Below are 13,529 nucleotides of genomic sequence, written 5' to 3'. Positions count from 1 at the left end.
GCGCGCTCAGACCGTCATGGGCGTGACTTCCGGCACAGAGCGCGACAGGCAAGTACCGACTTTCTCATCGGGATCCAAGGCATAACAGTAGAGCGTGAGGCGTGCGCCACTGCTGCTGGCATCAGCGATGTCGAGCGCGTACCCGTGCAGGCGCACGATGGCACTGACGATACTGAGGCCCAGCCCTGAGCCACCCGTTGTACGGCTGTTGTCGCCGCGATAGAAACGACGCGTCACCGCATCACGCTCGTCGGCCGGTATGCCGGGGCCGCTGTCGACCACATCCACGCGCGGTCCCCGTTTATCCATGCACGCACGCAGGCTGACCCTGCCGCCGGTCGGCGTGAACTTGATCGCATTGCCCACCAGGTTGGCCAATGCCTCGAACAGAAGATGTGCATCGGCGCGCACGGGCGCGAGTTGCTGAATGTCGACGTCGAACGTCTGCCCACGATCCTCCGCCACAGGCGCGTAAAACTCATGCACCTGGCGCAACACCTGCCCCACGTCCACTTCGTCGAAGCAGGCTACGCGATGGCGATCCTCCAGCTCCGACACGCGCAACAGGGCTCGGAATCGGGTCAGCACTTCGTCGATGTCGACGACGCACGATTCCACCAGCGCTGCTTCTGGTTCACCGTCAAGCTGCTGCTGCGTGCGGTACAGACGCGCGCGCAGGCGCGTCAGCGGCGTACGCAGGTCGTGCGCGATGTTGTCGCACACACCCTTCACTTCGTTCATCAGGCGCTCGATCTCGCCCAGCATGGTGTTGACGATGCTCGCGAGCTGGTCGAGTTCATCGCCACGGCGGCTTACCGGCAAACGCTTGGAAAGATCACCCTGGCGAATCGGGTCGGTCGCTTCCTGCAACTGGCGGATCCGCTTCTCCGGACCACGCCGCAGCAGGAACCCGCCGAGCAAGCCAGGAATGATGGTCAGCGATATACCCCACAGCAACGCACGGCGGATGATCGCGCCGATGCCGTCGATGGTGCTGATGTCCTTGGCGATAACCAGGATGTCGCCGTTCGGCAATGTCGTCGCCAGTCCACGCGCCCTTACGCGCTCAGCGTCCCGATCCGGTCGTGGCAGACCGTGCCTGAGCAGATGCACCTGGCCATCGCGCAACAGCGACGCCGGCAGATGATCGATGTTGCCGGCGACCGGCTGGTGATCCTTGTCGAACAGGCCAACCGACATGATGCCGTGCGGATCGATGGCGGCCGCCGCATCGACCGTGGTGGCGAGCCGCGTCGGGTCCGTCGAAGCGATGTAATGCATGCGCTGCTGCAACATCTGGTCAATAACCGTGTTGAGGTAGCGCGTAGTTTCCCACTGGATCACACCGACCAGCACGGCGCACCATACAACGAACAGCGAGCCGTAGATCAGGATCAGCCGTGATGTGGTGGAGTGCCAGCTGTTTGGATGTCCGTTCATGACACCACCGAAGCTGTTTCATTAGCGGCCGCGATCATATAACCGGTGCCGCGCACCGTATGGATCAGCGCCAGTTGCCCGGTGCCGTCGATCTTTCGCCGGAGGCGGGCGATATGCACGTCGATCACGTTGGTGCCGGGGTCAAAGTGGAAGCCCCACACCGTCTCGAAAATCATCGTGCGCGTGAGCACCTGCCCCGAGTTGCGCATCAGGAATTCGAGCAAGCGATATTCGGTAGGCAGCAGCGTCAGCGGCTGGCCACCGCGGTAGGCCACATGACTGACCAGATCCAGCTCGAGATCGGCCACGCGCAGGCGCTGCACGACCGCCTGCGGCTGGCGCCGGCGTAGCAGTACTTCGGCGCGGGCGGACATTTCATCGGGAGCGAACGGCTTGGTGAGATAGTCGTCGCCACCGGCGCGCAAACCACGTACGCGTTCGTCCACGTCGCTCAGCGCGCTGATCATCAGCACAGGCGTATCGCGACCCGCACGGCGCAACTCGGCCACCACGTCGATGCCATCCATGCCGGGCAACATGCGATCCAGCGTGATCAGGTCGTAATCGCGTTGCATGGCACGGTCGAGGCCGTCACGGCCATTAGCCACCCACTCGGCCTGCATACCGTGCACGCTGAGCTCCGCGACGATCTCGCGCGCGGTGGTTTCGTCGTCTTCGATGACCAGCACGTGGGGCATGGCAACCATAAAACCTGGAATCCAGTGATAGGGATGCGGAGGCAGCCATGTCCCCGCAAAGCCAAACGGCCCCAATCGGGGCCGTTTGTCATCTTACGCTTACACCGAAGATCAGGCAGCGAAGAGGCCGCGCATCTTCTTCATGGCGTTGGCCTCGACCTGGCGGATGCGTTCGGCAGAGACGCCGTACTCGTCCGCAAGATCCTGCAGTGTGGCCTTTTCTTCGTTGAGCCAGCGGCGCTGGATGATGTCGCGTGAACGCTCATCCAGGTTCCGAAGTGCCGTCGACAGCGTATCGAGCTGATTGTCGGCATGGTCGGCGTCGGCCACGTTCTCGTACGGATCCGCGCCTTCGTCGATCAGAAACGCTTCCGGTGCCGGCTTGGCATCGTCCTCGGCGTCAGCCGGGGCTTCGAAGCCGATATCACGGCCAGACAGTCGCGATTCCATCTCGCGCACCGTTGCTTCCGGCACGCCCAGATCCTTCGCGACCACGCGCACTTCTTCGGCGTTCATCCAGCCCAGGCGCTTCTTGCTCTTGCGCAGGTTGAAGAACAGCTTGCGCTGCGCCTTGGTGGTGGCGACCTTCACGATGCGCCAGTTGCGCAGGATGAACTCGTGCATTTCGGCACGGATCCAGTGCACGGCGAAGCTCACCAGACGCACGCCCTGGTCAGGGTTGAAGCGCTTGACGGCCTTCATCAGGCCGATGTTGCCTTCCTGGATGAGGTCGGCGATCTGCAGACCGTAGCCGCTGTAGCCGCGGGCGACGTGCACCACGAAACGCAGGTGCGCCATTACCAGCTTGCGAGCCGATTCCAGGTCTTCTTGTTCGTTGTAGCGACGCGACAGCGTCTGCTCCTCGTCCTGGCTGAGCACCGGAATCCGATGGACCGCCGAGATATACGCATCCAGACTGCCGACGACACTCGGCACCGGCAGGTTGGCGGTCACCAAAGCTTGAGACATGGGTGGAACCTCCTGAATAGGGGATCAGCTTAGCACTCGGATAGTGAGAGTGCTAAAGGCCCCGAAAGGTTCCGGGACCTTTGATGAACTGAATAGTACAGGAATTTGGAACACCTGTCCAGCGAGGCGCCCAGGGGAGGCTCCACAGTGCCTAGTCGGCGGTTCAGCGACCGTGAAAAGGCCGTTTCAGCCGAGTTCTGAGCGCATTGGCAGGGACCAGTCGATCGGTGCGACCCCACGGCTTTCCAGATACCGGTTCGCCGCCGAGAAGTGCCCGCAACCGATAAAACCCCGATGCGCTGACAAGGGAGATGGGTGCACCGAGCGCAAAACGCAATGGCGGCGACTGTCGATCAGCTGGCCCTTTTTCTGGGCGTAGGAGCCCCACAACATGAACACCAGCCCTTCCCGCTCGCGGTTGAGGGCGTCGATGGCGGCGTCGGTAAACCCTTCCCAACCCTTGCCCTGGTGGGAGGCGGCCAAGCTCTGCTGGACGGTAAGCACGGCGTTGAGCAGCAGCACACCTCGGTCAGCCCAAGGCGTCAGACAGCCATGATCCGGCGCCCGAAAGCCCAGGTCCCGGTGGATCTCTTTGAAGATGTTCTGCAGCGAGGGCGGCGCCGGGATTCCCGGGCGTACCGAGAAGCACAGCCCATGGGCCTGATTCGGTCCGTGGTACGGGTCCTGGCCCAGGATCACCACTCGCACCGCGTCGAACGGGGTGTGATCGAAGGCGGCAAAGATCTCAGGGCCGGGAGGGTAGATCACCTTCCCCGCCTGCTTTTCGACGCGTAGGAAGTCCCCCAATGCCTGCATGTCGGGCCGGCCCAGATAGTCGCCGACACGCGCCTTCCACGAAGGCTCCAGCTTCACACGATCGTCGGTCACGCCGCGTCGCCCCGCTCGCGCAGGTGCTGCGAAACGCGTAGTTGGAACAGCAACTTGGTCATCAACAGTTTTTCCTCAATGGGCTTCTCGACCAGGTCGTTGGCACCGGCACGCAGCAGCGCGGCCTGGTTGGCCGGATTCTCGTCACCCGTCATCACCAGCACGGGCAGCCGACCCTTGCCATAACCATAGTCGCGCCGGATGCGTTCAAGCAGGTCGCCACCGGTGAGCTCACCCTTCAAGCTGACGTCGGTAAGCACGATGTCGGCACCGACTTTCGCCTGCTCCTTCGCCTTGTCGAGCAGCACCAGCGCATCTTCGACGCTGACCACGTGGTACACGGTAAGGCCGTGCTTTTCCAGAATGCGGCGCGTCGCCAGCGCCACCACTCGGCTGTCTTCCACGTAGAGCACTTCACCCTCGGCGGTGTCGGAGGGTTTCACGTAGCCACGGATGAATTCCGCCAGCGCCTGGAAGCCCAGCGACTTGTCGAAGTAATCGGTAACGTGCTCGCCCAACGTGCGGTTATGCAGACGATCGTCCACGTCGCCGGATACCACGACGACAGGCACGTAGGCCTGCGCCGCAGATTCGCGCACGTGGCGCGCGAGCTCCAGCCCGTCCATGTCGGGCAGCCGCAATGCGATGGTGATGAAGTCGAACGCGCGACTTTCGAGCAGCTCCTTGGCTTCCGCACCGTTGCCCGCACCCACCACGTCACTGTCGGGCAGTTCACTCTTCAGCACACGGGCAATCAACTGGCGCACCACCTTGGAACCATCTACTACCAGCACCCTGGGCGCCGTTCCTACCGTACGACTGCTGAAACTTCCACTCATCCCCTGTCACCCACGTGTAGGCCAGCACTCCCTGCCGGCAACCTATCGGTGCACCCTCCTAGCGCCCGGAGAGCCCGATCCGGATGCTGCACCATCCCCGCAAACCTTGCATGACAAGCTTGCCGTGGCGTGAGCCGGCGCACGCTTCACGCTGCCTTGCGCAGTTGCCACGCGCTGACCAGGCGAGCGCCCAGCCAGCCGAGCACTGCAGCAGCCACCGGCACGGCCGCCAGCAACCACACCGGCAATACGTCGATCTGCAGCTTGCCGGCGTAGACCTGGCCCAGTCGCTGAACCGGCTCGGCCAACGCCAGCTCCACCAGTACCGCAAAGCCCGCGGCGAGAATGCCTGCGAACAAGCCGTACCAGATGCCGGCATAAAGATAAGGACGACGCACGAAGGCGCGGCTCGCACCCACCAGCATCAGCACACCGATTTCCTCGTGGCGGCTGGCGATGTCCACACGCACGGTGTTGCCAACCACCAACAGTACGGCCCCGGCCAACAGTGCGGCGAGGATCATCACGATGCGCTGGCCGACGCCGAGCAAGGCTTCAAGGCGTTGGCGCCACGTGCCGCCATCTTGCACCTGATCCACACCCTGCATGCCCCGCACGTCGGCCACGAGGTGATCGACGCTATCCGCACTCACGCCAGCCTTGGGCTGTACCTCAAGCACGAAGGGCAGCGGATTGACGTCCAGTGTGTGCAGCGCGCCAGAGAAGCCTTGCATCTTGGCTAGTTCGTCCATGCCTTGGTCGGGCGATTTGACGGTGACGCCGTTGACTTCAGCGCGTTCGCCCAGCTTCTTGGCCATCATGTCCGCCGACGAGACGCTCTGCCCCGGCTGCAGGAACACGCTGATGGTCTGGTTCTGGCCCAGCGCATCACCCATTTTCTGCAGGTTGCCCAGCAGCAGATAGAAGGTCAGCGGCAACGCGAGTGCGATGGCCATCACCGTCACGGTGAGCAAGGTGCCGATCGGACGCGACATCAGGCGGCGCAGGCTCGCCGCCGCACTCCAGCCGTGGTGCTCGCGCCAACTTGCCACTGGCCTGGGCTTATTGCGAATGCCGCGCGACTGGTCGGAAAGCAGTGGGCTTTCCATGGGAAATTCGGGCTGCGTGCTCATAGCACCTCCTGGGCGGCCACGTCAGCGACGAGGCGGCCGTGGTCGAGCACGATCACACGCTTCCTCATGCGCTTGATCAACGGCAGATCATGGCTGGCAATCAGCACAGTGGTACCCACGTTCTGGAATTCCGCAAACAGGCCCATGATCTCCACCGCTAACGAGGGGTCGAGGTTGCCCGTGGGTTCGTCCGCGATCAGCAGCGTCGGCTTGGCGACGATAGCGCGGGCAATGCCCACGCGCTGCTGCTCGCCAGCGGATAGCGTGGCCGGCAGCTGCCGCTCGTAGGCCAGCAGGCCGACCTTCTCCAGCGCCGCACGCGCACGCTTGCCGCGCTCGCTGGGTGCCATGCCGCCGATCATCAGCGGCAATTCGACGTTGGCGAACACCGTGCGATCCATCAACAGGCGATGGTCCTGGAACACCATGCCCAGGCGGCGGCGGAGTTTGGGGATGCCGGCGCGGCCTATCTTGGCCAGGCTCTGCCCATCCAGCGTGATCACACCGTGCGAGGGCCGCTCGATCAGGCCCAACAATTTGAGCAACGTGCTCTTGCCGGCGCCCGAATGGCCGGTCACAAAGGCCATCTCGCCTGTCGCTACTTCAAAGGAAAGTTGCGACAAGGCCTCGTGGCCACCTTCATAACGTTTACTGACTTGGTCGAAGCGGATCACCGCGCATCCCCGGTCCTAGATGACAGAAGGATAAGGGATGCGTGCGTGAAGGTCAGTCGGTTTTATCTCGTCGAGCTGCCGCGGATTCAGCCCGCGGCAGTTCACGGCAAGCGAATAGCTCAGCGACCGGTGAAGAAGCGGCTCAGTCGACGGAAGAAGCCCACCTTCTTCGGTGCTTCCTGCTCAGCCTGCTTGCCCGAGGTGATGGCAACGTGGCGCGACGGACGCGAGTGATTGTTCTCCGCGTTGCCACGCTCGCGCGGTGGGCGACGCTCGCCGCGCGGCTGACGATTACCTTCCCCTGCCGGGTTGGCGGCGGCCTCGGCGGCCGGCGCATCGCCTTCGCGACGACGGTTACGACCACCACGGCGACGGCGGCGCTTGCGCTCTGCACCATCCGTAGCTTCGCCCTGCGCCGACGCCTGCACGGGTGCGGTTTCCGTTTTCACCGGTTCTTCAGCGCCTTCCGCAGGCGCTTCATGGCGAGGCTTCCGAGGTCCGCGAGGCTTGTCACCGCGCGGACGATCGCCACTGCGACCGCTGCCGCTACGCGAACCCTTGCGCGGGGAACCGTCTTTCTCGCGCTGCTCCACCTTGTCGCCGAACGCGGCGCTGTCGGCAGCCACCTCGGCCATGTACTGCGCGTCCTGCTCGCGCGGCTGCGGCATCACCAGCATCTCGGCTTCAATATTGGCCACCGGGATGCGCTGGCCAATATAGGTTTCGATATCCGGCAAGCTCATCGCGTAGAGATCGCAGGCGAAGCTGATCGCATCGCCCTCGGCACCAAGGCGCGCGGTACGGCCGATGCGGTGCACGTAGTCTTCCGCGTCCTGCGGTAGATCGAAGTTGAAGACGTGGCTGACGGCCGGGATGTGCAGGCCGCGCGCGGCGACATCGGTGCACACCAGAATGTCGAGCTGACCTTCCTGGAAACGCTGCAACAACTTCTGACGCTTCAGCTGCGGCACATCGCCCGACAGCGCGCCCACGCGATAACCGTATCGCTTGAGGCGATCGGTGATCTTTTCCGCGGCGGCCTTGGTGTTGACGAAGATGATGCTGCGCTCGGCCTTGGTACGGTCGAGCAGGTTGAGCAGCAGGGGCATCTTCTCTTCCTTCGCGGGGAAGTAGACGACCTGGCGCACGCGGTCAGCGGTGACGTTTTCCGTCTCCACTTCCAGCTTCTCGGCGTTGTGCATGTGCTCGTAAGCCAGCTCCAGCACGCGATGGCTGAGCGTGGCGGAGAACAGCAGCACCTGGCGCTGTTCGCGCGCCGGCAGGCGGCGGAAGATGAAGCGCACGTCCTTGATGAAGCCGAGGTCGAACATGCGGTCCGCCTCGTCGATCACCATCACCTCGACGGCGTCGAGGCTGAACACGTGCTGCTTGAAGTAATCGAGCAGACGGCCCGGCGTGGCGATGATGATGTCGCAGCCATCCTTGAGCTGCTGGCGCTGCTTGTCGTAATCGACGCCGCCGTAGATGAGCGCGGTGCGCAGACCGGTGTAGCGGCCGATGGACTTGGCGTCCTTCTCGATCTGGATGGCCAGCTCGCGGGTCGGTGCGATCACCAGGGCGCGCGGGTCGCTGTCCTTGCGCTCGGCGACGGCCGGCGTGGTCAGCAGGCGGTTCATCATCGCCACCAGAAAGGCGCAGGTCTTGCCTGTGCCCGTCTGCGCCTGGCCGGCGACGTCGCGACCCGTCAGCGCGACCGGGAGGGTCAGCGCCTGGATCGGCGTGCAGCGGGTGAAACCCGCCTCGTCGAGGCCTTGCTGGAGCAGCGGATGGAGATCGAAATTGGTGAAAAAGGTATCAGTGAGAACGGTTTGGGACATTTTATAGGGAGTATTTTCAGTGCAGGCAGCGCCCAAAGGCGGCCGCCTGGCTCCTTGCCGGTGAGACGCAAACAAGGAACAGGTGGATGGTCGGCGCGACCGGGACGTGGCGGCAGGCGGGATCCATATCGGATCGCGCGTGCCATCAGCACGTATCCCAGATTGGCGCCGGCGAGAGCGGCGGCGTGCGACGGCTCCGCTGGCATAGGTCAAAGGACTGCAAGGCCTAAGCCATTGGCAGTCAAGGAAAAACCCTTTCACCTATGTCAACGGAACCATCCCTGGCCGCCTGTAGAGACAAGTGCATTCATCATGCCGAATGCACCTACAGCCGCCCTTGAATCGCTTGAATCGCGCCCCGAGTTACGATGCAATGGAGGCCTGCCGCAATGGCACCAGACTTCCTTTTGGCACGACCCCGCGCTTCATGGGCGCCCCAGTGTAGCCGATGCTGGGCGCGCGGTCGTGAAAACTCCTACCCGCCTACCTTCGGAGACCCCGGTGAGCGACCTGATTACCCATGTGAGCGACGACGCCTTCGAACAGGAAGTGCTCAATTCCGATACGCCCGTTCTGTTGGACTTCTGGGCAGAGTGGTGCGGCCCCTGCAAGGCTATCGCCCCCATCCTGGATGAGCTGGCCCAGCAGTACGAGGGCAAGCTGCGTATCGCCAAGATCAATATCGACCACAACCAGAAGACGCCCCGCAACTACGGCGTGCGCGGGATCCCGACCCTGATGGTCTTCAAGAACGGCAAGGTCGAAGCCACTCAGATCGGTGCGGTCAGCAAGGGTGCCCTGACTCAGATGATCGACAAGGCCATCTGAGGCCTTTTCAGATCGTTTCAGAAAAAGTTTTCTGAATTTTTCCGGCCGCGGCGCTTTACGTCGCCGCGGACCCGGTGCTAGATTTCATGCGTCCGTCGGGACTGTCCTGTCCCCCGCGCCGTCCGCGCAACGCAACCTTCCCTCCTTTTTTCAACGGCGCCCCGCAGAGGTTTGCCCGTGTCTGATATCGAAAGCAAAGAATCCAACGACGCCAAGAGCGCCGACGCCAAGCCTGTGACTGAACCCCGCACGCGAGCGCCACGCAAGTCCGCCGCATCGGCGGCTGCCGCCGCGGAAAAGGCCAGCAAGCAGTCTCAGCTCGACATGCCGCCGCTGCCGCCTATCGAGCGCGCCGCGCCGCCGGCCTACGAAGTTTCCGCTCCAGCCCCGGCGCCCGCCCCCGCTGCCGAATCGGCAGCACCGCAGGGCGATGGTGGTCAGCGCCAGCCGCAGGAAGCCCGCGAGGGTGGCCAGCAGCAAGGCGGTGCTCAGCAGAACGGCGGCAACAACCCGAATTTCAACCGCAACGACCGAGATGGTCGCGGCCGTCGTCGTCGCCATGAGCGCAACAACCCGCAGCAACGTGGCCAGGGTGGTGGCGGCAACAGCCCGCAGCACCCGCGCAACAACAACGGCCTGCCGGTGGATGACGAATACGCCGATGCCGGCAGCAACGACCGCCTGATCAACCTGACCGAGCTCAAGCGCAAGAATGCGTTCCAGCTGCTCGAATTCGCTGAGTCGCTCGGCGTGCAGGAAGGCGTGGCGCGTGCCCGCAAGCAAGACGTGGTCTTCAACATCCTCAAGGCCCACGCCCGTTCGGGCGGCGGCATCTGGGCCGAGGGCGTGCTGGAAATCCTGCAGGACGGCTTCGGCTTCCTGCGCTCGGCGGACGAGTCCTACCTGGCCGGCCCGGACGATATCTACGTCTCGCCCAGCCAGATCCGCCGCTTCAACCTGCGTACCGGCGACTACATCACCGGACGCGTGCGCCATCCGAAGGAAGGCGAGCGTTACTTCGCGATGCTCAAGGTCGACGACATCAACGGCGATCCGCCGGAGGCGTCCAAGAACAAGATGCTGTTCGAGAACCTGACGCCGCTGTTCCCGCGCAAGGCGTTCAAGCTCGAGCGTGGCAACGGTTCGACCGAGGACATCACTGGCCGCATCCTGGATCTGGTGGCGCCGATCGGCCGCGGCCAGCGCGGTCTTATCGTCTCCCAGCCGAAGTCCGGTAAGACGATGATGCTGCAGAACATCGCGCAGGCCATCCAGTACAACCATCCCGACGTCCACTTGATCATGCTGTTGATCGACGAGCGTCCGGAAGAAGTGACGGAAATCGCCCGCACCGTGCGTGCGGAAGTAATCTCCTCGACCTTCGACGAGCCGGCCGTGCGCCACGTGCAGGTCGCCGAAATGGTGATCGAGCGCGCCAAGCGCCTGGTCGAGCACAAAAAGGATGTGGTGATCCTGCTCGACTCCATCACGCGCCTCGCCCGCGCCTACAACACCGTGGTGCCGAGCTCCGGCAAGGTGCTCACCGGTGGTGTGGATGCCAACGCCCTGCAGCGCCCCAAGCGCTTCTTCGGTGCGGCCCGTAACGTGGAAGAAGGCGGCAGCCTGACCATCATCGCCACCGCGCTGACCGACACCGGCAGCAAGATGGACGAGGTGATCTACGAAGAGTTCAAGGGCACCGGCAACATGGAAGTGCACCTGAGCCGCCGCATCTCCGAGAAGCGCGTGTACCCGGCCATCGACATCAACCGCTCCGGCACCCGCCGCGAGGATCTGTTGATCGAGCCGGACCTGCTCTCCAAGATCTGGATCCTGCGCAAGCTGCTGCATCCGATGGACGAGCTGGCCGCGATGGAGTTCATGCTCGACAAGATGAAGAACACCAAGTCCAACGACGAGTTCTTCAATTCGATGAAGCGCTGATCACCAGTCACCTTCGTCACTGCAAAGGCCGCCCTCGGGCGGCCTTTGTACTTTTAGGGCCGGCATCCGCGAACCCGACGCTAGACTGTTTGGGCTATTCCCGGCAGGACGCGCGAGCCCCAAAAAATGCGCGTGGCCGCACGGTTGCTCCCGCAACCGATTCGGCACGATAGCCGCGCCTGTACGTACGCTGCCTCGCATCCGCTTTGTCCCTTACCGGAGTCGCTGATGTCTTTCGTCGCAACGTCCCGCCATCCGCACGTCGTCCATCCGCGAAAGCGCCGCCTGGAACCACACAGGCAAGGCCCTCGCTACCTGCCTCCGTGCGCTGTAACTAAATCCTCGCAGGCAAGTCTGGCCTGACCCGGGCCCGTCCGGGCCTCAACGCTGCACGACATTCATAGGAGAGCCCCCATGAAGGCAGTCACTACCCTGCTTGTGCTGACACTGGCTGCAGTTGGCGCACGTGCGGCAGACAACGATGCCACGCTTGCTTCGCGCGAATACACCGATGTCGTCGCACCGGCGGAACAGGATGCCTACGAGGCCGGCATCCAGGCATACAACCAGTGTCTCGGCCAGCATGGTTTCAAATATGACTGGACCGCGTGGACGCACGAAACCGGCGATACCTACAGCTACACCTACACCACGGCCTCACTGCCATGGTCAGCCTTCGATGCCATGCGAACGGCGTCCAGGGCCTGCGACCAGACACTACGGACTGCGGTGAATCCCCACCTTAAAAGCGAAACCAGCGCGTTCACGCAGAAAATCGGCGCACTCAGCCACTTGCCGCAGGGCGCGGAAACCGAACAGCCGTTCGCCGAAGTGAACTACTTCAAGCTCAAGTCCGGGCACGAACCGCAGGAAGCCTTCATGGACGTGATGCAGAAGGTCACGGCGGCAGCGGAGAAGTCTCACTGGAATTACTACTACGCCATCAGCGCGCTGCGCGATGCTGACGGCAACAGCCCCGAGTTCATCATGATCATCCGCTCCACTAGCTGGGCGGATCTCGGCAAGGAGCCGGATGTACCGTTGTGGACGATGGTGGAAAAGGTCTATGGCAAGGACAGCGCACAGGCCATGCGTAAATCGCTCAACGAAGCGTTGCTGTACGAAACCGTCCGCATCGACAGCTACAACGCCGACCTTACGTACAAGGCTAACGGCAAGTGACATTGCCTGGGCCGCCCTCGCGGCGGCCCTAGCGCTTCATTGACGGGGTGGGTATACGCATAGTGTGTTGCGCCCCGCCGCCTTTGCCGCATACAGCGCGCGATCCGCGCAATTCAGCAAGGCTTCGCGCGGACCCAGCTTGGACGGCGGAAGATCGTCCAGGCTCGCCACGCCGATGCTTATCGTCACACAGTCGCATGGGCTGCCTGGATGCCAGATGGCCAGCGCACGGATGTCCTGCAGGATATGACTGGCCACCACCTGCGCTCCCGCCGTATCGGTATCCGGCAGAATCGCAATGAACTCCTCGCCGCCATAGCGGCCCACCAGATCACCGTGGCGACGGATGCTTTTGCGCAAGAGCGCCGCAATGGCACGCAGGCATTCATCACCTTTCTGATGTCCGACGTGGTCGTTGTAAGACTTGAAGTAATCGACGTCCATCATCAGCACCGACAGCGCAGCGCCACTGCGCAAACAGCGACGTGCTTCCGCTGCAAGGGCATCGTCGAGACGGCGGCGGTTGGCAAGGCCGGTGAGGTGATCGTGGCTGGCATGGAACTGCCACAGGCGGCGCGCCTCCTCCGAGGCAACCTCCATGCGCTTGCGGTTCGTGATGTCGATCAACGCCGACGTGATGCCCAGCACGCTGCCGTCGGTGTCGCGCACTGCCTGCAACGCTACAAGGAAGTGGCGGCCGTGACAGGCCATCTCGCGTTCCTTTAGATCGAAACCGGCGTCGAAGTCCGCAAAGTCTTGCTGCAGTTGCTCGTCCGCACCCGGGAGGTAATCGTTTACCCGGTGACCGACCATGTCCGCGGGGACAAGGCCATGGATAGCTGCGTAAGCCCCATTGGCGCTCGCGTAGTAGCCATCGCGATCGATCACACCAAGCGCCACAGGGATGGTGTCATACAAGGACTGCAACGACGTGGCCAAGGGACCGATCACCATGCCTGCGTCGAAACGCGATGTCGCCATGCCCTGCACCAGACCTTGGGTACGGGGCGAACGGAAGTCCATTGGCCGCCGTCCATGACCGCGCTTCGTATCGGCGGAAAAAGCGCGCCGACGCGAACGCACCAGGGTGACCGCC

Annotated in this window: 12 protein-coding genes; 3 read left to right on the top strand and 9 right to left on the bottom strand. The window is 63.2% G+C overall.

Annotated features, from left to right (window positions below; all coding sequences use genetic code 11):
* Nucleotides 1-6 precede the first annotated feature (6 nt).
* The 8 genes from DyAD56_RS06405 to DyAD56_RS06370 all read right to left on the bottom strand — a co-directional run bounded on the left by DyAD56_RS06405 (nucleotide 7) and on the right by DyAD56_RS06370 (nucleotide 8,479).
* Nucleotides 7-1,440: a HAMP domain-containing sensor histidine kinase gene (locus tag DyAD56_RS06405; RefSeq protein WP_102301922.1), complete on the bottom strand. Its 1,434-nt coding sequence runs from the start codon at nucleotides 1,438-1,440 to the stop codon at nucleotides 7-9.
* Nucleotides 1,437-2,138 (bottom strand): response regulator transcription factor, encoded by a 702-nt coding sequence (locus DyAD56_RS06400; RefSeq protein ID WP_102302152.1) that lies wholly within the window; start codon nucleotides 2,136-2,138, stop codon nucleotides 1,437-1,439. The genes DyAD56_RS06405 and DyAD56_RS06400 overlap by 4 nt, the downstream gene beginning before the upstream one ends.
* Nucleotides 2,139-2,249: 111 nt before the next feature.
* Entirely contained in the window at nucleotides 2,250-3,107 is an 858-nt protein-coding gene (gene rpoH / locus DyAD56_RS06395; protein WP_102301921.1) for an RNA polymerase sigma factor RpoH, read from the bottom strand.
* Nucleotides 3,108-3,293: 186 nt separating this feature from the next.
* Nucleotides 3,294-3,995 (bottom strand): uracil-DNA glycosylase, encoded by a 702-nt coding sequence (ung, locus tag DyAD56_RS06390; RefSeq protein WP_102301920.1) that lies wholly within the window; start codon nucleotides 3,993-3,995, stop codon nucleotides 3,294-3,296.
* Nucleotides 3,992-4,834: a response regulator gene (locus tag DyAD56_RS06385; protein WP_102301919.1), complete on the bottom strand. Its 843-nt coding sequence runs from the start codon at nucleotides 4,832-4,834 to the stop codon at nucleotides 3,992-3,994. Before DyAD56_RS06385 ends, ung begins: the two co-directional genes overlap by 4 nt.
* A gap of 146 nt (nucleotides 4,835-4,980) precedes the next feature.
* Nucleotides 4,981-5,967, bottom strand: a complete 987-nt coding sequence (gene ftsX, locus DyAD56_RS06380; protein WP_102301918.1) for a permease-like cell division protein FtsX — start codon at nucleotides 5,965-5,967, stop codon at nucleotides 4,981-4,983.
* Nucleotides 5,964-6,641: a cell division ATP-binding protein FtsE gene (gene ftsE, locus DyAD56_RS06375; RefSeq protein WP_102301917.1), complete on the bottom strand. Its 678-nt coding sequence runs from the start codon at nucleotides 6,639-6,641 to the stop codon at nucleotides 5,964-5,966. Before ftsE ends, ftsX begins: the two co-directional genes overlap by 4 nt.
* 119 nt (nucleotides 6,642-6,760) lie before the next feature.
* Complete coding sequence (locus DyAD56_RS06370; RefSeq protein ID WP_102301916.1) at nucleotides 6,761-8,479, bottom strand: DEAD/DEAH box helicase; 1,719 nt, start codon at nucleotides 8,477-8,479, stop codon at nucleotides 6,761-6,763.
* A gap of 501 nt (nucleotides 8,480-8,980) precedes the next feature.
* Here DyAD56_RS06370 and trxA point away from each other — a divergent pair.
* The 3 genes from trxA to DyAD56_RS06355 all read left to right on the top strand — a co-directional run bounded on the left by trxA (nucleotide 8,981) and on the right by DyAD56_RS06355 (nucleotide 12,433).
* A complete protein-coding gene (gene trxA, locus DyAD56_RS06365) occupies nucleotides 8,981-9,307 on the top strand; it encodes a thioredoxin TrxA (protein WP_102301915.1) in 327 nt (108 codons plus the stop codon).
* 177 nt (nucleotides 9,308-9,484) lie between these two features.
* Nucleotides 9,485-11,251: a transcription termination factor Rho gene (gene rho, locus DyAD56_RS06360; protein WP_102301914.1), complete on the top strand. Its 1,767-nt coding sequence runs from the start codon at nucleotides 9,485-9,487 to the stop codon at nucleotides 11,249-11,251.
* Between the two features lie 414 nt (nucleotides 11,252-11,665).
* Nucleotides 11,666-12,433: a hypothetical protein gene (locus DyAD56_RS06355; RefSeq protein ID WP_102301913.1), complete on the top strand. Its 768-nt coding sequence runs from the start codon at nucleotides 11,666-11,668 to the stop codon at nucleotides 12,431-12,433.
* 36 nt (nucleotides 12,434-12,469) lie between these two features.
* Here the strand turns inward: DyAD56_RS06355 and DyAD56_RS06350 are convergent, their stop codons facing one another.
* A complete protein-coding gene (locus tag DyAD56_RS06350) occupies nucleotides 12,470-13,456 on the bottom strand; it encodes a GGDEF domain-containing protein (RefSeq protein WP_158241279.1) in 987 nt (328 codons plus the stop codon).
* Nucleotides 13,457-13,529: the final 73 nt, after the last annotated feature.

Source organism: Dyella sp. AD56 (assembly GCF_002878475.1).
GTDB lineage: Bacteria > Pseudomonadota > Gammaproteobacteria > Xanthomonadales > Rhodanobacteraceae > Dyella.
The sequence above is the reverse complement of the archived record's forward strand: the minus strand, read 5'-3'. Positions and strand labels throughout refer to the sequence as shown.